Annotated in this window: 16 protein-coding genes; 11 read left to right on the top strand and 5 right to left on the bottom strand. The window is 70.3% G+C overall.

The genetic code is table 11. The annotated features are described in order from the left end of the window. Positions 1–26 precede the first annotated feature (26 nt). Positions 27–635 (bottom strand): carbonic anhydrase, encoded by a 609-nt coding sequence (locus MDN94_RS21365; protein WP_482727487.1) that lies wholly within the window; start codon positions 633–635, stop codon positions 27–29. A 340-nt stretch (positions 636–975) separates the two neighbouring features. Between MDN94_RS21365 and MDN94_RS21360 the strand changes: the two genes are divergently transcribed. Together MDN94_RS21360 and MDN94_RS21355 are read left to right on the top strand one after the other, a co-directional pair. Beyond that, positions 976–1,842 carry a response regulator transcription factor gene (locus tag MDN94_RS21360; protein WP_482727486.1) on the top strand — a complete coding sequence of 289 codons (867 nt, stop codon included), beginning with the start codon at positions 976–978 and terminating at the stop codon, positions 1,840–1,842. Further along, a complete protein-coding gene (locus MDN94_RS21355) occupies positions 1,839–3,455 on the top strand; it encodes a sensor histidine kinase (protein WP_482727485.1) in 1,617 nt (538 codons plus the stop codon). The genes MDN94_RS21360 and MDN94_RS21355 overlap by 4 nt, the downstream gene beginning before the upstream one ends. A gap of 337 nt (positions 3,456–3,792) precedes the next feature. On the opposite strand, the gene MDN94_RS21350 is transcribed toward MDN94_RS21355, so the two are convergent. From MDN94_RS21350 to MDN94_RS21340, 3 genes are all read right to left on the bottom strand, one after another. Then, positions 3,793–4,479 (bottom strand): HAD family hydrolase, encoded by a 687-nt coding sequence (locus tag MDN94_RS21350; RefSeq protein WP_482727484.1) that lies wholly within the window; start codon positions 4,477–4,479, stop codon positions 3,793–3,795. 72 nt (positions 4,480–4,551) lie between these two features. Continuing rightward, complete coding sequence (locus MDN94_RS21345) at positions 4,552–4,827, bottom strand: hypothetical protein (protein ID WP_482727483.1); 276 nt, start codon at positions 4,825–4,827, stop codon at positions 4,552–4,554. A 163-nt stretch (positions 4,828–4,990) separates the two neighbouring features. Beyond that, positions 4,991–5,560, bottom strand: a complete 570-nt coding sequence (locus tag MDN94_RS21340) for a HEAT repeat domain-containing protein (RefSeq protein ID WP_482727482.1) — start codon at positions 5,558–5,560, stop codon at positions 4,991–4,993. Positions 5,561–5,897: 337 nt separating this feature from the next. Here MDN94_RS21340 and MDN94_RS21335 point away from each other — a divergent pair, with 337 nt between their 5' ends. The 9 genes from MDN94_RS21335 (at position 5,898) to pssA (ending at position 16,831) form a co-directional block, all read left to right on the top strand. Then, positions 5,898–7,679, top strand: a complete 1,782-nt coding sequence (locus tag MDN94_RS21335) for a 3-hydroxyacyl-CoA dehydrogenase family protein (protein WP_482727481.1) — start codon at positions 5,898–5,900, stop codon at positions 7,677–7,679. A gap of 121 nt (positions 7,680–7,800) precedes the next feature. Then, positions 7,801–8,646, top strand: coding sequence for a TetR family transcriptional regulator (locus MDN94_RS21330; protein WP_482727480.1), 846 nt, complete (start codon positions 7,801–7,803; stop codon positions 8,644–8,646). A 461-nt stretch (positions 8,647–9,107) separates the two neighbouring features. After that, positions 9,108–10,445: a crotonyl-CoA carboxylase/reductase gene (gene ccrA, locus MDN94_RS21325; RefSeq protein ID WP_482727479.1), complete on the top strand. Its 1,338-nt coding sequence runs from the start codon at positions 9,108–9,110 to the stop codon at positions 10,443–10,445. Positions 10,446–10,454: 9 nt separating this feature from the next. Continuing rightward, entirely contained in the window at positions 10,455–12,467 is a 2,013-nt protein-coding gene (locus MDN94_RS21320; RefSeq protein WP_482727478.1) for a protein meaA, read from the top strand. Then, on the top strand, positions 12,464–13,438 hold the full coding sequence (locus tag MDN94_RS21315) for an HpcH/HpaI aldolase/citrate lyase family protein (protein WP_159684569.1): 975 nt from the start codon (positions 12,464–12,466) through the stop codon (positions 13,436–13,438). The genes MDN94_RS21320 and MDN94_RS21315 overlap by 4 nt, the downstream gene beginning before the upstream one ends. 5 nt (positions 13,439–13,443) lie before the next feature. After that, positions 13,444–13,956 (top strand): MaoC family dehydratase, encoded by a 513-nt coding sequence (locus MDN94_RS21310; protein ID WP_159684572.1) that lies wholly within the window; start codon positions 13,444–13,446, stop codon positions 13,954–13,956. 2 nt (positions 13,957–13,958) lie between these two features. Then, a complete protein-coding gene (locus MDN94_RS21305; protein ID WP_005309527.1) occupies positions 13,959–15,164 on the top strand; it encodes an acyl-CoA dehydrogenase family protein in 1,206 nt (401 codons plus the stop codon). Positions 15,165–15,333: 169 nt separating this feature from the next. After that, positions 15,334–15,990 (top strand): phosphatidylserine decarboxylase, encoded by a 657-nt coding sequence (locus tag MDN94_RS21300; RefSeq protein ID WP_189464470.1) that lies wholly within the window; start codon positions 15,334–15,336, stop codon positions 15,988–15,990. After that, positions 15,977–16,831, top strand: a complete 855-nt coding sequence (pssA, locus tag MDN94_RS21295) for a CDP-diacylglycerol--serine O-phosphatidyltransferase (protein WP_482727477.1) — start codon at positions 15,977–15,979, stop codon at positions 16,829–16,831. Before MDN94_RS21300 ends, pssA begins: the two co-directional genes overlap by 14 nt. 134 nt (positions 16,832–16,965) lie before the next feature. Here pssA and MDN94_RS21290 read toward each other — a convergent pair whose 3' ends face one another. Beyond that, on the bottom strand, positions 16,966–18,396 hold the full coding sequence (locus MDN94_RS21290; RefSeq protein WP_482727476.1) for a glycosyltransferase family 39 protein: 1,431 nt from the start codon (positions 18,394–18,396) through the stop codon (positions 16,966–16,968). Positions 18,397–18,537 lie beyond the last annotated feature (141 nt).

Raw genomic sequence — 18,537 nt, 5'->3', positions numbered from 1 at the left:
TGTGACGGGGGCCGAGCAGGTGGGCGTCAGCGGGCCTCGAACGTCCCGTCGTCCCCGAGTTCCAGGAGCGCTCCGGTCTCGACGCGGTAGTACCAGCCGTGCAGGCGGAGTTCGCCCGCATCGATGAGCCTGCCGGCCGCCGGGTAGGAGCCGAGCACGGCGAGTTGGTGCACGATGTTGCGCTGCACGATCCGCTCGAGCCGCGCGTCCTTGCCGGGGTCGGGGCGCGTGCCGAGGTACGGGGTGAGGGCGGGCCGCACCAGCGACAGCCACGCCTCGACGCGCGGGAGCCCGGACAGGTCGCTGCCCGAGGCCAGGGCGTCCATCGCGCCGCAGTGCGAGTGGCCGCACACCACCACATCCCGTACGCCGAGCACCTCGAGGGCGTACTCGATGGTGGCGGCCTCGCCGGAGGGGACGCCCGAGCCGGGCGGGGGCACGATGTTGCCGGCGTTGCGCAGTTCGAACACCTCGCCGGGGCCGGCGCCGGTGATGAGCGCGGGGACGACGCGGGAGTCCGAGCAGCTGATGACCATGGCCTCGGGCGACTGGCCGGCCGCGAGGGCGCGAAGGGTGTCGGCATCCCTGCCCGGATTCCGGTGGAAGGAGCGCGCATGGTCGAGAAGGGCCTGCATGGTTGCCTCCTGGGGGGTCGCAGCGGCGCTCGCCACGGGGGCGGCACCTGCGGACTGTGGCAACGACCGTAGGGACGCGGTCGTCAGAGCCGGGCCAGCAGCACGTCAAGGCGCGCCCATGATCCGGCCAGTTCTCTGCGACGGCGGGGTGTGTACGAAGAACAGGCCCCGGAACGCGGGTCGTCGGGCGTGGGATGAGTCACGATCTTCCCGGCGACTGCCTGTTGTACGGTGCAGATGCCGAACTCGCCCTGTTCATAAGGCACTTGAGGCGCGGCGCAGTCGCGTTGGCGGCAGGGCTCCGACGTGTCGCCGAGAACGGACGGATGGGAGGACAACCATGCGGGTGTTGCTCATCGAGGACGACGACACCATCGCCGAGCCCCTGGCCGAAGGTCTGGCACGCTTCGGGCTGGCGGTGGAACGGGTCGCCACCGGTACCGAGGCGCTCGGCGCCCCCTACGGCGACATCGTCCTGCTGGATCTCGGCCTGCCCGACATCGACGGTATCGACGTCTGCCGGCGCATTCGCCAGGTATCCGACGTGCCCATCATCATGCTCACCGCGCGGGGCGGGGAGGCCGACCGGATCGTGGGTCTGGAGATCGGAGCCGACGATTACCTGGCGAAACCTTTCAGCATTCGTGAACTGATAGCCCGGGTCCGGGCGGTCACGCGGCGCACGGCCGTTGCCGCCCACGGCTTCACGGGCCCGCCGGAACCGGCCCGCCCGGCTGTGGTGACCGCCCTGCCGGAGCCTTGTGCCGGCGCGCCCGGCACGGGCCCGGCGGCCGGCGCCCGTACCGGGCGGCCCGCCGGTGCGGTGGAGGCCGCCCGGCCTGGAGGGCTCGTCATCGACCGGCGCACCCGCCAGGTCCGACTGGGTGCCGAACAAGTGGCACTCACGCCGAAGGAGTTCGACCTGCTGGCGCTGCTGGCGGAGGATCCCGGTGCCGTCTACACCCGCCGGCAGATCATCGACCAGGTGTGGGACCCGCACTTCCACGGCCCGACCAGGACGCTGGACGTCCACGTGGCGACCCTGCGGCGCAAGCTCGGTGACGCCCGCTGGATCGAGACCGTGCGCGGTGTGGGTTTCCGGCTGGCCGACGACGTCTCCGTCCCCGGCCAGGCTGCTGCCCCCGACCGCGTCCCACCAGGCCCTGATCGGGTGCCGCCGGGCCCTGATCGGGTGCCGCCACCGTGACCCGCCGACTGCGGCTGAGCTACCTCACCCTCGTCGTGCTGGTGCTGCTCAGCCTGGAGATACCGCTGGGCATCGTCTACGGCGGCGCGGAGCGACAGCGAGTCGTGCGCGCCGCGGAGGACGAGGCCGAGGCGCTCGCCGCGTACGCGCGGCTCTCCCTTCGGTCCGACGAGACGGCGGCGCTCGCCCGCCGGGTGATCCACTGTGCCGAGCGGATCGACGGAGAGGTGTTCGTCCTCGACCACGACGGAAGGGTCCGCGCGGCGTCACGCCCGATGAGCGACCGCGAGGCCCGGGACATGCTGGACCGCAGGCACGTGCGCGCCGCACTTGGCGGGCGGGCGGCCACCGACGTGCGCACCGGTGGCTACGGCCGGGTGGAGGTGCTGGCCGCGGCGGCCCCGGTGACCGCCGGGGCATCGCGGTCGGGTGCGGTGCACCTGACACTGCCCACGGAGGTGGTCTCCCAGCGGGTGCACCGGGTCTGGCTGACGCTCGCCGTCGCGGGACTGCTCGTCCTGACGGCTTTCGCCGGGCTGGGACTCGCCGTGGCGCGCTGGACCGGCCGCCCCATCATGGAGCTGGAGGCCGTCACGGCCCGGCTGGCCCGCGGCGACCTCTCCGTCCGCGCGACGCTGGCGACGACCACGGGCCCGCCCGAGGTCCGCCGGCTGGCCGGCACCTTCAACGACACCGCCGCGCGCCTGGAGCATGTGATGCGTTCGCAGCGGGCGTTCGCGGGCGAGGCGTCCCACCAGCTCAAGACACCGCTCGCCGCGCTGCGGCTGAGACTGGACAATCTGGAACCCGGGATCGCTCCCGGCTCCCGCGCCAATCTGACCGCCGCGATGACGGAGACCGAACGGCTCGCCCGGATGGTCGAGACGCTGCTCGCCATGGCCCGGCTCGAGGAGCACGCGACCGCCCGCGAGCCGGTCGACGTCGACCGCTGCGCCCGTGAACGGGCCGCCACCTGGGGGCCGTTGTTCGCATCCCGCGGATGCCGGCTGACCCTCGGCGGCGAGCGCGTCGGCCATGCGCTCGCCGTACCGGGCGCGGTGGAACAGATCCTGGACAACCTGCTCTCCAACGCCCTGCGGGTGTCCGGGCCGGGGACCGAGGTCCGGCTCGAGACCCGCCCGGTGCGCGCTTCTCGGCGGGCGTCGCGCGAAGCACGCTCTCCTTGGGCGGAGTTGCACGTCATCGACGAGGGTCCGGGCCTGCCACCGGAGCAACGTGCCCGGGCCTTCGACCGCTTCTGGCGCGCACCGGGCGCTGCCGCCGGCGGCAGCGGCCTCGGGCTCGCCCTGGTGCAGCGGCTCGCCGTCGCCGGCGGCGGGCGGGCCACGCTGGAGGAGGCGCCGCACGGCGGTCTGGACGCGGTGGTCCGCCTGCCCTCTGTGCCGTCCCGGCCGTCCGTGCCGCCGCCGCGTCCGGTGGACGGCCCGCGCGCGCCCTGGAAGCCGCGCCGCATGGCGGACGCGGCCCGCGCGCGCCTGCGCCCCCGCCTCCACCGCGGGGCGTCCCCCGCCGTCCAGGACCCCGACGACTTCCCGCAGCACCGGACGCGGGCGCGGGCACCGAGCGAGGCGGGGCCGCCTCCACGGACCTGAGCCCGCCCCTACGCGGGCACGGGCCGGCCCGGGCCGCCGCCGCGGCCCGCCGGACGCGGGCGACGAGAACACGGCGTGCGCGGGCCGCGGCGGCTGCCCCGTTCTCCCCTGTCGCTCCGCCGACCGCATCCACGGTCGGCCTGCCCGTCGTCGCTCCCGGTCGGACTCCCGTCTCTGCCCCGCATGGAAGTGGGCAGTTCTCGAACCGGCCGATGCCATCCGCGGCCACAGCCGCCCGCGGGCGGGCCGGACGCCGTCAGGGCAGTGGACGCGGTCAGGGAAGCAAGGACCACCGGGCGCGGACCGTCGCAAGGGCGGGCCCGATTCCGAAGCTGATTCATTCCACCGCGTCCGATCCTGCCGGCCGGTGAGAGTGCGGCACGGACGTGAACGCGATGATGTCGCGCACCGCTTCGCGCAAGGTGCCGAAGTGGCGGTGCACGCCGTCCACCGCCGCGGCCGCGTTGACGCCCCACACCGTCATTCCGGCAGTCAGTCCGGACCGCACCCCGGAAGGGGCGTCCTCGATGACCAGACAGTCCGCCGGTTCGGCGCCGAGTCGCGCGGCGGCCTGCAGGTAGGGCACGGGCGACGGCTTGCCCTCGTGGACGGCGGCCGCGTCCACGAGGACGTCCGGGACCGGCAGGCCGGTCCGGGCGAAGCGGCCGCGTACCCGGTGTTCGTAGTTCGAGGTGACCAAGGCCCAGCTTCCGGGCCGCAGCGCGGTCAGCAGTTCCAAGGCCCCGTCGAAGGCCGCGTAGGTGCCGGAACGCACGTCCTCGTCCTCCAACGCGTGCAGTGCGGCCAGGCACTCTTGAGGATCCTCGCCCGGAGCGACCTGCGCGAAGGTCTCCGACGGACGCGTACGCAACGCCACCCGGTAGACCGCGTCGGCGTCCAGCCCGTACCGCTCCGCCCATGCTCGCCAGACCCTGCGTTGATTTTCCACGGCATCGATCAATGTGCCGTCGACATCGAACAGGACGTACTTCATGGCGCCGGGGCGCGCGGTTTCGCCGATCACCCGTCGATCATGCCAGCAGACGATTCGTACCGGAGCGGCCGCAGTACCGCCGTCCCTTCCTCGCGTCCGACCTCATGGCGAAGTCGAACCGGTCCACCTCCAGACACAACCCCACATCGGCGGGGTGAGCGCCGCCGCGTCGCCCGCCGCGCAGGTCGTCCGCGGCCGGGGAGGGGCCGGCTTGCGGTGCAGACAGGGGCCGGGGTCGACACGCTCCCCCGCCAGGAGCCGGTCCAGGTAATCGGCACAGGCCAGGTCCTCGGCGGCACGGCCGTCCTCGCCGGTGGCGACGAAGGTCACCGAGTCGGCGCCGGCATCCGCCGGGGCCCGGACCGTCGCGCCGGCCACGACGAAACCGGCGCACAGCGCCAGTTCGGCCTCGACGACCGCCAGAGCCCCGACCGTTCCCGCAGTGGTCTTTCAACCAAGCTGCCCACAAGCCGCTTCGACGACCGCTCGGCGACCCGGATCTGCCGTGCGGCTCTCTCCGCGGGCAGGCGGCGCCCTCCCCTCACACCTCCAGCCTGGCCAGCGCCGCCGCCGCGGCGGCCGTCAGGCGAGGGTGGGGCAGGGCCGCGCGGACGATGTCCGCCGCGCGTTTGTCACCGAGCGCCCCCAGGCCCTCCACGCAGGCCAGGGCCACGCGCCAGTGGGGATCCCCGGCCGTCAGTCTGCGACACAGGACCGTCATCAGCGCCGGCGCGGACTCGGGGGCGCGCAACCTGGTGAGCAGGCGGACCGGCGACAGGGCGTAGGCGACGCGGAGTTCGTTGGTGGCGAGTGCCGCCGCCGCGCGAGGGGTTCTTGGGTCGCCCAGCAGGAACAGCGCGTGGGCCGCGGAGACGCAGCGCTCCGGGTCGCGGTGGTTGAGGAGCAGGACCAAGGACTCGAAGGCCCGGCGGTCGCCGGCGCACCCGAGGCGGAAGGCGGCGAGTTCGCGGGCCCACAGGGCGTGTTCGCCTCGGGTGAGGACTGCGGCCAGTTCGTCACGGTCGGTGGTGGCCAGCAGGCGCTCGTACACCGGACCGCCGCCCGCCTCGTCCCGTAGCCGGCTTGCGAGCGACCGTAACTCCTCGTCCATGTGAGCAGGGTATCGAGCGGGTGGGGGCGCGATCCAGATCACATCACCCCGGGGCTGGCGCGCTCGTTACCAGCGAGTTAACCTCAGGTGAGCGGGTAACCCCCGCGCTTTCGGCGGCCTGGTGACGCAGCCGCCGAGAGGTTGTCGGTTCGGCTTTTCGAAGCCCGCAGTACGACGTGGCCCGGGACAGGCCCGTCGGCCCAGCACCACGACACGCGTTTCACGCGCGCCGCACGCCCCTCGGTGTACGGCCTGTGCGCATTCGGCGCTTTTCGGCGTTCTTCCGTTCCGCCCGCGCGCTCCTCATTCAGTCGTCACTCATCCCTGGAGTCCCGTGATGGACACCCCTCTCCACACCATTGCCGTCGTCGGCCTCGGCACCATGGGCACCGGCATCGCCGAGGTCCTCGCCCGCGCCGGCCGTGAGGTCATCGGCATCGACGTCAGCGACGCCGCGGCACGCCGTGCCGTCCTCGCGCTCGAGGCCTCGACCGCCCGCGCCGTGGAGCGCGAGCGGATCACCGAGGAGGAGCGCCGCAACACCCTCGCCCGCTTCCGCACCTTCTCGGACCTTCAGGCCGCAGCGGAGGCCGACCTCGTCATCGAGGTGGTGCCCGAGTCGTACGAGGCCAAGCTCCAGGTCCTGCGGGAGCTGGACGGCATCGTCCGGCCGCAGGCGATCATCGCCACCGGCACCAACGCGCTTTCCGTGACCCGGCTCGCCGCCGATTCCGAGCACCCCGAGCGCGTGCTCGGCCTGCACTTCTTCAACCCGGCGCCGGCGATGAAGCTGGTCGAGGTGGTCTCCTGCGTGCTCACCGCGCCGGCGGCCGTGGAGGCCGTCACCGCGCTCGCCAGGGAGCTCGGCAAGGAGCCGGTCGCGGTCGGCGACCGGCCCGGGTTCGTGGCCGACGGCCTGCTGTTCGGCTACCTCAACCAGGCGGCGGCGATGTACGAGTCGCGGTACGCCTCCCGTGAGGACATCGACGCCGCGATGAAGCTGGGCTGCGGTCTGCCGATGGGACCGCTCGCGCTGCTCGACCTGATCGGCATCGACACCGCCCGTACCGTCCTCGACGCCATGTACGCGGAGTCGCACGACCGGCTGCACGCCCCGGCGCCCATCCTGAAGCAGCTCAGCGAGGCGGGCCTGACCGGCCGCAAGGCCGGCCGCGGCTTCTACACGTACGCCGCGCCGGACACCGCGGAGGTGGTCGACGACGCGCTGACCCCGAGGCCCTCGGCGGAGGCGGCCGCCGGCCGCGAGGTGCGCTCGGTGGGTGTGGCCGGCTCGGGCACCATGGCGAGCGGCATCGCCGAGGTCTTCGCCAAGGCCGGTTACGAGGTGGTCCTCGCCGCTCGCAGCCTGGAGAAGGCGGAGGTGGCCAAGGCCCGGATCGGCAAGTCGCTGGCCCGCTCGGTCTCCAAGGGCCGGATGACGGAGGAGGCCCGTGAGGCCACCCTCGCCCGGATCGCGCCCGCCGGTTCGCTGGACGCCTTCTCCGACGTCGATCTGGCGCTGGAGGCGGTGGCCGAGGACCTGGCGATCAAGCAGCAGCTGTTCGCCACCCTGGACAAGATCTGCAAGCCGGGCGCGGTGCTCGCCACCACGACCTCGTCTCTGCCGGTCGTCGCCTGTGCCCGCGCCACCTCGCGCCCCGAGGACGTCATCGGGATGCACTTCTTCAACCCGGCGCCGGCGATGAAGCTGGTCGAGGTGGTCCGCACGGTCCTCACCGCCGATGATGTGCACGCCACCGTCCGTGAGGTCACTTCGAAGATCAAGAAGCACCCGGTGGACTGCGGCGACCGCGCCGGCTTCATCGTGAACGCGCTCCTCTTCCCGTACCTCAACAACGCGATCAAGATGGTCGAGGAGCACTACGCGAGCCTCGACGACATCGACGCCGCGATGAAGCTCGGCGGCGGCTACCCGATGGGCCCGTTCGAGCTGCTCGACGTGGTCGGGCTCGATGTCTCGCTGGCCATCGAGAAGGTGCTGCACAGCGAGTTCCGCGACCCGGGTCTCGCCCCGGCGCCGCTGCTGGAGCACCTGGTGGCGGCGGGCTGCCTCGGCCGCAAGACGGGACGCGGCTTCCGCGAATATGCCCGGCGCTGAGTCCGACGCCGGCTGGGGCGGGCTGCTCGGTCCGGGCGGCCCGTCCCCGGCTCCGGGCCCGTCCGACGCCGGCACCGCCCCGTGGGCGCATTCAGCTGCTCGAATGCAGTACGTTCAGATCATGCCCCAGCCCGCTGATACCTCCCGCCGCACCGGCCGCGCCGGCGCACAGGCCGACGCCCCGGAGAGCGCCGCAGGCTCCCGCGCCGCTGCGCAACGTCTGAAGATGCGCCGTGAACTGGCGGCGGCGGCCATGGAGTTGTTCGCGACCAAGGGCTACGAGGCGACGACCGTCGACGAGATCGCCGCCACGGCGGGCGTGGCACGGCGGACCTTCTTCCGCCACTTCCGCTCCAAGGAAGAGGCGATCTTCCCCGACCACGACGACACGCTGGTACGGGCGGAGGCGGTGCTGAACGCCGCACCTCCCCACGAGCACCCGCTGGACACGGTCTGCCGCGGCATCAAAGAGGTCATGCGGATGTACGCGGCCTCTCCCGCGGTCTCCGTGGAGCGCTACCGCCTGACCCGTGAGGTGCCGACGCTGCGGGAGCGCGAGATCGCGTCGGTGGCCCGCTACGAGCGCCTGTTCACGCGCTATCTGCTGGGCCATTTCGACGAGCGCGACCACCACGACGGCAATGACGACCCGCTGCTGGCGGAAGTGGCCGCCTCCGCGGTCGTCACCGCGCACAACCACGTGCTGCGCCGCTGGCTGCGGGCCGGCGGCCAGGGCGACGTGGAGGCCCAGCTCGACCACGCGTTCGCGATCGTCCGTGACACGTTCGGCTCGGGCATAGGGGCCGGCCGCAAGAGCGGCACGGTCACGGGCGAGGCCGCCCCGGCGGCCGAGGAGCCCGCGGCGACGGCCCGCACACATGGCGAGGTGCTGGTGGCCGTGGCGCGTACGGACGCGCCACTGAGCGAGGTCATGCGGACGATCGAGCAGGCGCTCAGGAGCGGCTGACTCACCGCACGGATTCACCCGTCCGGCGGTACCTGCCGCCGCGAGAGTCACATCACCACTCCTTACTCCAGCAGCACGCATACGCACCCACCGTCACGGCCGCCCCGTCCAGGGGCGGCCGTTCGCGCTGCTCAGGGCCCCATTCGATCGATCATCGCTCATATGTGTCCGGCGGATTGCATCTGAGAAAAATTCTTGGCACGCAGTGTCTTGTCACCTGGCACGGGGTGCCATACGTTGATGTTGTCCGGGCGGCCGGCGTGCAGAGACCATTCGTACGCCGGCTGTCCCCGCAACCATCGCGCTGCGCGCCCGGACGCCTGCGTCACAGGCACCTTCAGGCGCCCACCAGCGCCGCCATCGAGCACCACCCGCCGAACCGACGGCACACCTCCACAGCAGCACCACCCCGACGTACCCCTCAGCGTCCCCCTCAGACGCTCTTCGCCGGAGGCAACACCGTGAAGGAAATCCTGGACGCGATCCAGTCGACGGAGTCCACGACCGCCGACTTCGCCGCTCTGACCATCCCCGAGTCCTACCGCGCGGTCACCGTGCACAAGGACGAGGTCGACATGTTCGAGGGCCTCACCACGCGGGAGAAGGACCCCCGCAAGTCCCTCCACGTCGAGGACGTGCCGGTGCCGGAGCTCGGCCCCGGCGAGGCCCTCGTCGCGGTCATGGCCTCCTCGGTCAACTACAACTCCGTGTGGACCTCGATCTTCGAGCCGCTCTCGACCTTCGGGTTCCTCGAGCGCTACGGACGCCTGTCCGAGCTCACCAAGCGCCACGACCTGCCGTACCACGTCATCGGGTCCGACCTCGCGGGCGTCGTCCTGCGCACCGGTCCCGGCGTGAACGCATGGAACCCCGGGGACGAGGTCGTCGCGCACTGCCTCTCCGTCGAGCTGGAGTCCTCCGACGGCCACAACGACACGATGCTCGACCCCGAGCAGCGCATCTGGGGCTTCGAGACCAACTTCGGCGGCCTGGCCGAGATCGCACTCGTCAAGTCCAACCAGCTGATGCCCAAGCCCAAGCACCTCAGCTGGGAGGAGGCCGCCTCCCCGGGCCTGGTCAACTCCACCGCTTACCGTCAGCTCGTCTCCCGCAACGGCGCCGGCATGAAGCAGGGCGACAACGTCCTCATCTGGGGTGCCAGCGGCGGACTCGGCTCCTACGCCACCCAGTTCGCGCTGGCCGGCGGCGCCAACCCGATCTGTGTCGTCTCCAGCGACCAGAAGGCGGACATCTGCCGGAAGATGGGCGCCGAGGCGATCATCGACCGCAACGCCGAGGGCTACAAGTTCTGGAAGGACGAGCAGACCCAGGACCCGAAGGAGTGGAAGCGCTTCGGCAAGCGCATCCGCGAACTCACCGGCGGCGAGGACATCGACATCGTCTTCGAGCACCCCGGCCGCGAGACCTTCGGCGCGAGCGTCTACGTCACCCGCAAGGGCGGCACGATCACCACCTGCGCCTCCACCTCGGGCTACATGCACGAGTACGACAACCGCTACCTGTGGATGTCACTGAAGCGGATCATCGGCTCGCACTTCGCCAACTACCGCGAGGCGTGGGAGGCCAACCGCCTCATCGCCAAGGGCAAGATCCACCCGACGCTCTCGAAGGTCTACTCCCTCGAGGACACCGGCCAGGCCGCGTACGACGTGCACCGCAACCTCCACCAGGGCAAGGTCGGCGTCCTCGCCCTCGCCCCGCAGGAGGGCCTCGGTGTCCGCGACCCGGAGATGCGCGAGAAGCACCTCGACGCCATCAACCGCTTCAGGAATGTCTGAGGTCTGCAGATGACAGAGCGCCAGAAGGACCGGCCCTGGCTCATGCGGACGTACGCCGGTCACTCGACCGCGGAGGCGTCCAACGAGCTGTACCGGCGCAACCTCGCCAAGGGCCAGACGGGCCTGTCGGTGGCCTTCGACCTGCCGACCCAGACCGGTTACGACCCCGACCACATCCTCGCCCGCGGCGAGGTCGGCCGGGTCGGCGTGCCGGTCTCCCATCTGGGCGACATGCGCCGGCTGTTCCAGGACATCCCCCTGGAGCAGATGAACACCTCGATGACCATCAACGCCACCGCCATGTGGCTGCTGGCGCTGTACCAGGTGGTCGCCGAGGAGCAGGGTGCGGACATCACCAGGCTCCAGGGCACGACCCAGAACGACATCGTCAAGGAGTACCTGTCGCGCGGGACGCACGTCTTCCCGCCCGGTCCTTCGCTGCGCCTGACCACCGACATGATCACGTACACGGTGGCCAACATCCCCAAGTGGAATCCCATCAACATCTGCAGCTACCACCTGCAGGAGGCCGGGGCCACGCCGGTCCAGGAGATCGCGTACGCGATGTCCACCGCGATCGCCGTGCTCGACGCGGTGCGCGACTCCGGCCAGGTGCCGGCCTCGAAGTTCGGTGACGTGGTCGCCCGTATCTCGTTCTTCGTGAACGCGGGCGTCCGCTTCATCGAGGAGATGTGCAAGATGCGCGCGTTCGGGCGCATCTGGGACAAGGTCACCCGTGAGCGCTACGGCATCGAGAACGAGAAGCAGCGCCGCTTCCGCTACGGCGTCCAGGTCAACTCCCTCGGGCTGACCGAGGCACAGCCGGAGAACAACGTCCAGCGCATCGTCCTCGAGATGCTGGCCGTGACGCTCTCCAAGGACGCCCGGGCGCGGGCCGTGCAGCTGCCCGCGTGGAACGAGGCGCTGGGTCTGCCCCGGCCCTGGGACCAGCAGTGGTCGCTGCGCATCCAGCAGGTGCTGGCGCACGAGTCGGACCTGCTGGAGTACGAGGACATCTTCGACGGCTCGCACGTCATCGAGGCCAAGGTCGAGTCGCTTGTCGCCGAGTGTCTCGAGGAGATCGACCGGATCCAGGAGATGGGCGGCGCCATGGCGGCCGTCGAGTCCGGCTACCTCAAGTCGCAGCTGGTCTCCTCGCACGCCGAGCGGCGGGCACGGATCGAGGCGGGCGACGAGAAGATCGTCGGCGTCAACATCTACGAGACCACCGAGGAGAACCCGCTCACCGCGGACCTCGACACCGCGATCATGACGGTCGACCCGGCGAACGAGGCCCGTGTCGTGGCCAAGCTCCACGAGTGGCGGGCGGACCGCGACGAGTCCCGTGCGGCCGAGGCCCTCGCGGCGCTGAAGAAGGCCGCGGCGGGCACCGAGAACCTGATGGCGGCCACCGTCGAGTGTGCGCGTGCGGGCGTCACCACCGGCGAGTGGGCCTGGGCGCTGCGTGACGTCTTCGGCGAGTTCCGTGCGCCGACGGGCGTCAGCAGCGCCCCGGTGGCCGTCACCGCGGAGGCGGGCACCCCGCTCGCCGCCGTGCGCGAGAAGGTGGCGCGCACCGCGGACGAGCTGGGTTCCGGCCGGCTGCGGCTGCTGGTCGGCAAGCCCGGTCTGGACGGGCATTCCAACGGCGCCGAGCAGATCGCCGTACGTGCCCGCGACGCCGGGTTCGAGGTGGTCTACCAGGGCATCCGGCTCACGCCCGAGCAGATCGTCTCCGCCGCCCTCGCGGAGGACGTGCACTGCGTCGGCCTCTCCATCCTGTCCGGCTCGCACGCCGAGCTGGTGCCGGACGTGCTCGCACGGCTGCGTGAGGCGGGCGCCGCGGACATTCCGGTGATCGTCGGCGGGATCATCCCGAACGCCGACGGCGCCGCACTGAAGCAGGCGGGCGTGGCCGCCGTCTTCACCCCGAAGGACTTCGGTATCACGGAGATCATCGGCCGTATCGTCGACGAGATCCGTAAAGCGAACAAGCTCGACCCTCTGGAGGTCTCCGCATGAGCACCCCTGTGCACCCGGTCAACCGTCTTCGTCCGCGCCGTTCCTGCCTGGCGGTGCCCGGCTCGAACCCGCGGTTCCTGGAGAAGGCCCAGGGTCTGCCCGCCGACCAGGTCTTCCTGGACCTGGAGGACGCCTGCGCGCCGCTCGCCAAGCCGGACGCGCGCCACACCATCGTGAAGTTCCTCAACGAGGGCGACTGGACCGGCAAGACGCGGGTCGTGCGGGTCAACGACTGGACCACGCACTGGACCTACCGTGACGTCGTCACGGTCGTCGAGGGCGCCGGCCAGAACCTCGACTGCATCATGCTGCCGAAGGTGCAGGACGCCCAGCAGGTCGTGGCGCTGGACCTGCTGCTCACCCAGATCGAGAAGACGATGGGCTTCGAGGTCGGCAAGATCGGCATCGAGGCGCAGATCGAGAACGCGCAGGGCCTCAACAACGTCAACGCGATCGCCCAGGCGTCGCCGCGCGTCGAGACGATCATCTTCGGCCCGGCCGACTTCATGGCCTCCATCAACATGAAGTCCCTGGTGGTCGGCGAGCAGCCCCCCGGTTACGACGCCGACGCGTACCACTACATCCTGATGAAGATCCTGATGGCGGCCCGCGCCAACAACCTCCAGGCGATCGACGGCCCCTACCTGCAGATCCGCAACATCGACGGCTACCGCGCGGTCGCGCAGCGCGCCGCCGCGCTCGGCTTCGACGGCAAGTGGGTGCTCCACCCGGGTCAGGTCGAGGCGTCCAACGAGATCTTCTCGCCGTCGCAGGAGGACTACGACCATGCGGAGCTGATCCTCGACGCGTACGACTACTACACGTCGGAGGCCGGCGGCAAGAAGGGCTCGGCGATGCTCGGCGACGAGATGATCGACGAGGCCAGCCGCAAGATGGCGCTCGTCGTCTCCGGCAAGGGGCGCGCGGCCGGCATGCAGCGCACCAGCAAGTTCGAGATCCCGGAGGCCTGACGACCATGCAGTTCGGACGCACCTATGAGGAGTTCGAGGTCGGGGCGGTCTACAAGCACTGGCCCGGGAAGACGGTCACCGAGTACGACGACCACCTCTTCTGCCTCCTGACGATGAACCACCACCCCCTCCACATGGACGTCAACTATGCGGAGAACACGACGGACTTCGGCAAGAACGTCGTGGTGGGCAACTACATCTACTCGCTGCTCCTCGGCATGTCCGTGCCGGACGTCTCCGGCAAGGCCATCGCCAATCTGGAGATCGAGTCCCTGCGGCACGTGGCGCCGACCTTCCACGGCGACACGATCTACGGCGAGACCACCGTCCTCGACAAGACGCCCTCCAGGTCGAAGAACGACCGCGGGATCGTCTACGTGGAGACCAAGGGCTACAAGCAGGACGGCACCCTCGTCTGCGTCTTCCGGCGCAAGGTGATGGTCCCGACGGAGACGTACATCAAGGAGCGCGGCGGCGAGCAGCCCGGCCGGCCCGAGCTGAAGTCACAGGAGAAGTAGTCATGGCGCGACTCGCCCAGACCCACGGTCTGACCGATGTTCAGCAGGAGATCCTCGCCACCGTGCGGGACTTTGTCGACAAGGAGATCATTCCTGTCGCGACCGGGCTGGAGCACAAGGACGAGTACCCGACGCAGATCGTCGAGGGCCTGAAGGAACTCGGCCTGTTCGGCCTGATGATCCCGGAGGAGTACGGCGGCCTGGGCGAGTCCCTTCTCACGTACGCGCTGTGCGTGGAGGAGATCGCCCGTGGCTGGATGTCCGTGTCCGGCATCATCAACACCCACTTCATCGTGGCGTACATGCTCAAGCAGCACGGCACGCAGGAGCAGAAGGACACCTTCCTGCCGCGCATGGCACTGGGCGAGGTGCGGGGCGCGTTCTCGATGTCCGAGCCCGGCCTCGGCTCCGACGTGTCGGCCATCACATCCAAGGGCGTCAAGGACGGCGACGAGTACGTCCTCAACGGCCAGAAGATGTGGCTGACGAACGGCGGCACGTCCACTCTGGTCGCCGTCCTGTGCCGGAGTGACGAAGGACACCCCGAGGGGACCGCCCCGCACAAGTCGATGACGACCTTCCTCGTCGAGAAGGAGCCCGGGTTCGGAGAGGTCCGCCCCGGCCTCACCATCCCCGGGAAGATCGACAAGATGGGTTACAAGGGCGTCGACACGACCGAACTCATCATGGACGGACTGCGCATTCCGGCCAATCGGGTACTCGGCGGCACCACCGGCCGAGGGTTTTACCAAATGATGGACGGCGTCGAGGTCGGCCGCGTGAACGTGGCCGCGCGTGGCTGCGGTGTCGCGCAGCGTGCCTTTGAGCTGGGCGTCTCCTACGCCCAGCAGCGCCACACCTTCGGCAAGCAGATCGCCCAGCACCAGGCCATCCAGTTCAAGCTGGCCGAGATGGCTACCAAGGTCGAGGCCGCGCATGCGATGATGGTCAACGCAGCTCGCAAAAAGGACTCCGGGGAACGAAACGACCTGGAAGCAGGGATGGCGAAGTACCTCGCCTCCGAGTACTGCAAGGAAGTCGTCGAGGACGCCTTCCGTATCCACGGCGGCTACGGCTTCTCCAAGGAGTACGAGATCGAGCGCCTCTACCGCGAGGCCCCGATGCTGCTGATCGGCGAAGGTACCGCCGAGATCCAGAAAATGATCATTGGTCGTCGGCTGCTCGAGGAGTACCGATTCCAGGGTTGATTGTCGCTTTTGAGTCGGTTACGGCCGGAAGATGATCACACCCTGTCATCATCTTCCGGCCGCCGACTCGGCTTCTGCCTTTCCCAGTTGCGGGTCGTAACCGATACGATCGCGGGAAAGCCGCCGTCCCCCGTTGCCAGCGCGGCATCATCCGCTACGAAGGTCATCCATGCCCCACAGCCAAACCTCTGCACCTCGCGACAGCCTCCTTGGCGTACGTATCGCTCGCGGAGCATCGCCGTGGCTTCTGCCGACCGTCGCCACCGCTGCACTCAGCCTGGCCCGCTCGCGCCGCTCCCGGCGTGCCGCGGCCATCGCCGTGCCCACCACCGCGCTCGCGGCGGGCATGCTGTGGTTCTTCCGCGACCCCGAGCGTGAGATCGCACACGGCCGGGTCATCTCGCCCGCCGACGGTGTGGTGCAGAGCATCATGCCGTGGAAGGACGGACGTACCCGCGTCGCGATCTTCATGAGCCCGCTCAACGTCCACGTCAACCGGGCGCCCCTCTCGGGCACGGTGACGTCGGTCGAGCACATCCCGGGCGGTTTCGTTCCCGCGTTCAACAAGGAGAGCGAGAACAACGAGCGCGTTGTCTGGCACTTCGACACCGAGCTCGGTGACATCGAGATGGTGCAGATCGCCGGCGCGGTCGCGCGGCGGATCGTCCCGTACATCCCGCAGGGCACCAAGGTCGAGCAGGGCGACCGCATCGGTCTGATCCGCTTCGGATCGCGCGTTGACATCTACCTTCCGGAAGGTGTCGACGTCGCTGTCGAGGTCGGTCAGACCACGACCGCGGGGGTGACTCGAATTGACCGTGATTGATCCCGACACACAGGCCACCAACTGGGTCGCCGAGGACGACGACGCGGAGGAGATGCCGCTGTCTCTTCGGCTGTCGATAGCGGACACCCTCACGCTCGGTAACGCGACGTGCGGCTTCATGGCGGTGTACTTCACCACCACCGGCATCCTCATCCCGCACCTCTCGGGTGACGAGTCGGGCATGGCCCGCAACAGCGCGGCCACCGCGGTGATACTGATGCTGTGCGCGGCCGTCTTCGACCTGTTCGACGGTCTCGTCGCGCGCAAGCTGCGGTCGTCGCCGATGGGCGCGGAGCTGGACAACCTCTCCGACCTGATCAGCTTCGGTCTGGCGCCTGCGTACTTCGTGCTCGTGTACGGCATGGTCGCCAGTGACGCGCATGAGCGGGTCGCGGCGGTGGGCGCGATCGTTGTGCTGTTGGCGGTGGTGCTGCGGCTTGCCCGCTTCTCGTGCGTCACCGTGAAGGACGGCACGTTCCAGGGCATGCCGTCCCCGTTCGGAGCCCTTACGGTCGTCTCGATCGTGCTCCTCGAGCTGCCGTTCGAGGCGACACTGCTGGCGGTCGTCGGTACCGCGTGGCTGATGGTGAGCCGGGTCGAGTACCCCAAGCCGCGGGGCGTCCTCGCGGTGGCGGTGCTCGCCTGGATCGTGGCGGCCATGGGCATGCTGGCGGCGTGGGCGTTCGACGCGCCGGGCGGCCAGGTGCTGCTGCAGATGGGCTGCGCGCTGCAGATCGTGATGGCGGCGACCATCCCGCTCTTCGCGACGGCACGCCGCGTGAACACGTTCCGCGACAACCGGCGCGAGAGCCGCGAGGCACGGGCGGCGCAGCTGCCGTAACGAGCCTGTACGCAGCCCGAGGGGCCCGGACCGAATCCAGATTCGGTCCGGGCCCCTCGGCTTTCCCGTGGCAGCGCCCTCCGTGCTCCGTTCGGCTTCCCGCGGCCGGCACCCTCGATGCTCCACTCGGCCGGTCAGAGCCGCTCGTACACCGTCACCCGCCGGCCACGGACCTGCTCGTCCGCCACCACGGTGAAGCACTGCTTCAGGACGGCGACCTTCGCCTTGTCCCGTTCCGCCGACACCGGCCGGGCCACCTCGGGCGTGTCGGTGATCAGCATGATCCGCCGCTGCGCCAGCATCGCGGTCCGTATGCGCTCCGGACTCGCCTCCTCACCCTTGAGCGTCCCGGACGCCACCGGACTCTCCGCCAGCGCTATGTCACGCAGACCGGCGAACGCGGCGGGGGAAACCAGCGCGGTATCGCGCCGGGCCGCGGGAACGAAGACAACCGCGTCGCCGTCCTTCTTGAGGCGCCGCACGTCCGCCGCCACCGCCAGGACATCGTCCACGCGGCTGGCCGGGGACCGTTTGGCCAGCGACTGCGGCAGCAGCGCGATGACGGCCGCGGCGACCACGGCCGGCACCAGCCATCGTGACGCCCGAGGGAACCGCGGCTCGATCATCCGTGCCACCGCACCCAGTGCCGCGCCGATCAGCAGGGCCAGGCCCAGCATGCTGAACAGAACGTAGCGGTCCAGGAAGAGCGGCTTGGCCAAGGAGAGGCCGACCAGGCCGATCTGCGGCACGGCCAGCAACGGCAGAGCGACGGCCGCCGGCGAGAGAAGGCCTGCCCGCGGCCGGTCAAGAAGGGCCCCGAGAGCGCCGATGGCCAGCAAAATCGCCGGGCCGACCAGCATCGGCCAGGTCAGCGGCGGTATCCAGGACACCTGCCGGGACTGGGTCAGGGTGAAAAGGATCATCGGCAGGGCGGCCGCCACGGCGGCCGTGACGGCCGCCGCCCATCGGATCCATGTCCCACGCCCGGCTTTCGTCCAGGCCATAGTCGCCGCGTGCGCGGGCAGGATCAGCAGCGACAGCCAGTTGAGCAGCGCGCACAGCAGGACCGTGCCGCCGTAAGCCGCCCAGTGTCCTTTCCGGTCGCGTCCCTGCAACGCGGTGACCAGCAGCAGCGTGGAGATGCCCGCTCCTGCCGCGACCAGTGCGTACGGGCGTCCCTCCTGGAGGTGGAACTGCACAGCGGGAAGCAACCCGAACGTCAGCCCGCCTCCCAGCCCCGCCCGGACACCGGCCAGCCGGTGTCCGACGACCGTCACACACGCCGCCGCCACCGCCGTGGCGAGCACGGAGGGCAGGCGCAGTGTCGTGATGCCGGGCCCGAAGCATTCGAAGAGCGCGTGCATCAGCAGGTAGTAGAGGCCGTGCACGGCATCGACCTCGCCCAGCATGTGCCAGATGTCGGCGACGGGCCGCCGGGCCACCTGCCAGGTCGCGGCCTCGTCCCGCCACACGCTGTGCTGCCGGGACAGCCCCCACAGGCCCAGGGCGAGGGTCCACAGCATCGGTATCGGCCAGACGGGCAGGCGGCGCCCCAGGACGGTCATGTGGCAGCTCATGGAGTCGTTGGGTCCTCGGGGTGGCGGAGCCCGGCCGCAGTCGGCCTCGGGCGAGGTGATGCGGGCCGACGGCCGCGCGCGGAAGGAGCGCCCTGGCGGGCGGGAGCGGTGATCGGCTGGATCACCGAC

The sequence above is a fragment of the Streptomyces sp. WAC00040 genome (assembly GCF_056835925.1).
This window is presented reverse-complemented; position numbering and strand designations above follow the sequence as displayed.

Excerpts from the sequence above, each read along its gene's own strand:
- MDN94_RS21365 (WP_482727487.1), bottom strand. The coding sequence starts at position 635 with ATGCAGGCCCTTCTCGACCATGCGCGCTCCTTCCACCGGAATCCGGGC.
- MDN94_RS21360 (WP_482727486.1), top strand. The coding sequence starts at position 976 with ATGCGGGTGTTGCTCATCGAGGACGACGACACCATCGCCGAGCCCCTG.
- MDN94_RS21340 (WP_482727482.1), bottom strand. The coding sequence starts at position 5,560 with ATGGACGAGGAGTTACGGTCGCTCGCAAGCCGGCTACGGGACGAGGCG.
- MDN94_RS21335 (WP_482727481.1), top strand. The coding sequence starts at position 5,898 with ATGGACACCCCTCTCCACACCATTGCCGTCGTCGGCCTCGGCACCATG.
- MDN94_RS21330 (WP_482727480.1), top strand. The coding sequence starts at position 7,801 with ATGCCCCAGCCCGCTGATACCTCCCGCCGCACCGGCCGCGCCGGCGCA.
- MDN94_RS21320 (WP_482727478.1), top strand. The coding sequence starts at position 10,455 with ATGACAGAGCGCCAGAAGGACCGGCCCTGGCTCATGCGGACGTACGCC.
- MDN94_RS21315 (WP_159684569.1), top strand. The coding sequence starts at position 12,464 with ATGAGCACCCCTGTGCACCCGGTCAACCGTCTTCGTCCGCGCCGTTCC.
- MDN94_RS21310 (WP_159684572.1), top strand. The coding sequence starts at position 13,444 with ATGCAGTTCGGACGCACCTATGAGGAGTTCGAGGTCGGGGCGGTCTAC.
- MDN94_RS21305 (WP_005309527.1), top strand. The coding sequence starts at position 13,959 with ATGGCGCGACTCGCCCAGACCCACGGTCTGACCGATGTTCAGCAGGAG.
- MDN94_RS21300 (WP_189464470.1), top strand. The coding sequence starts at position 15,334 with ATGCCCCACAGCCAAACCTCTGCACCTCGCGACAGCCTCCTTGGCGTA.
- MDN94_RS21290 (WP_482727476.1), bottom strand. The coding sequence starts at position 18,396 with ATGACCGTCCTGGGGCGCCGCCTGCCCGTCTGGCCGATACCGATGCTG.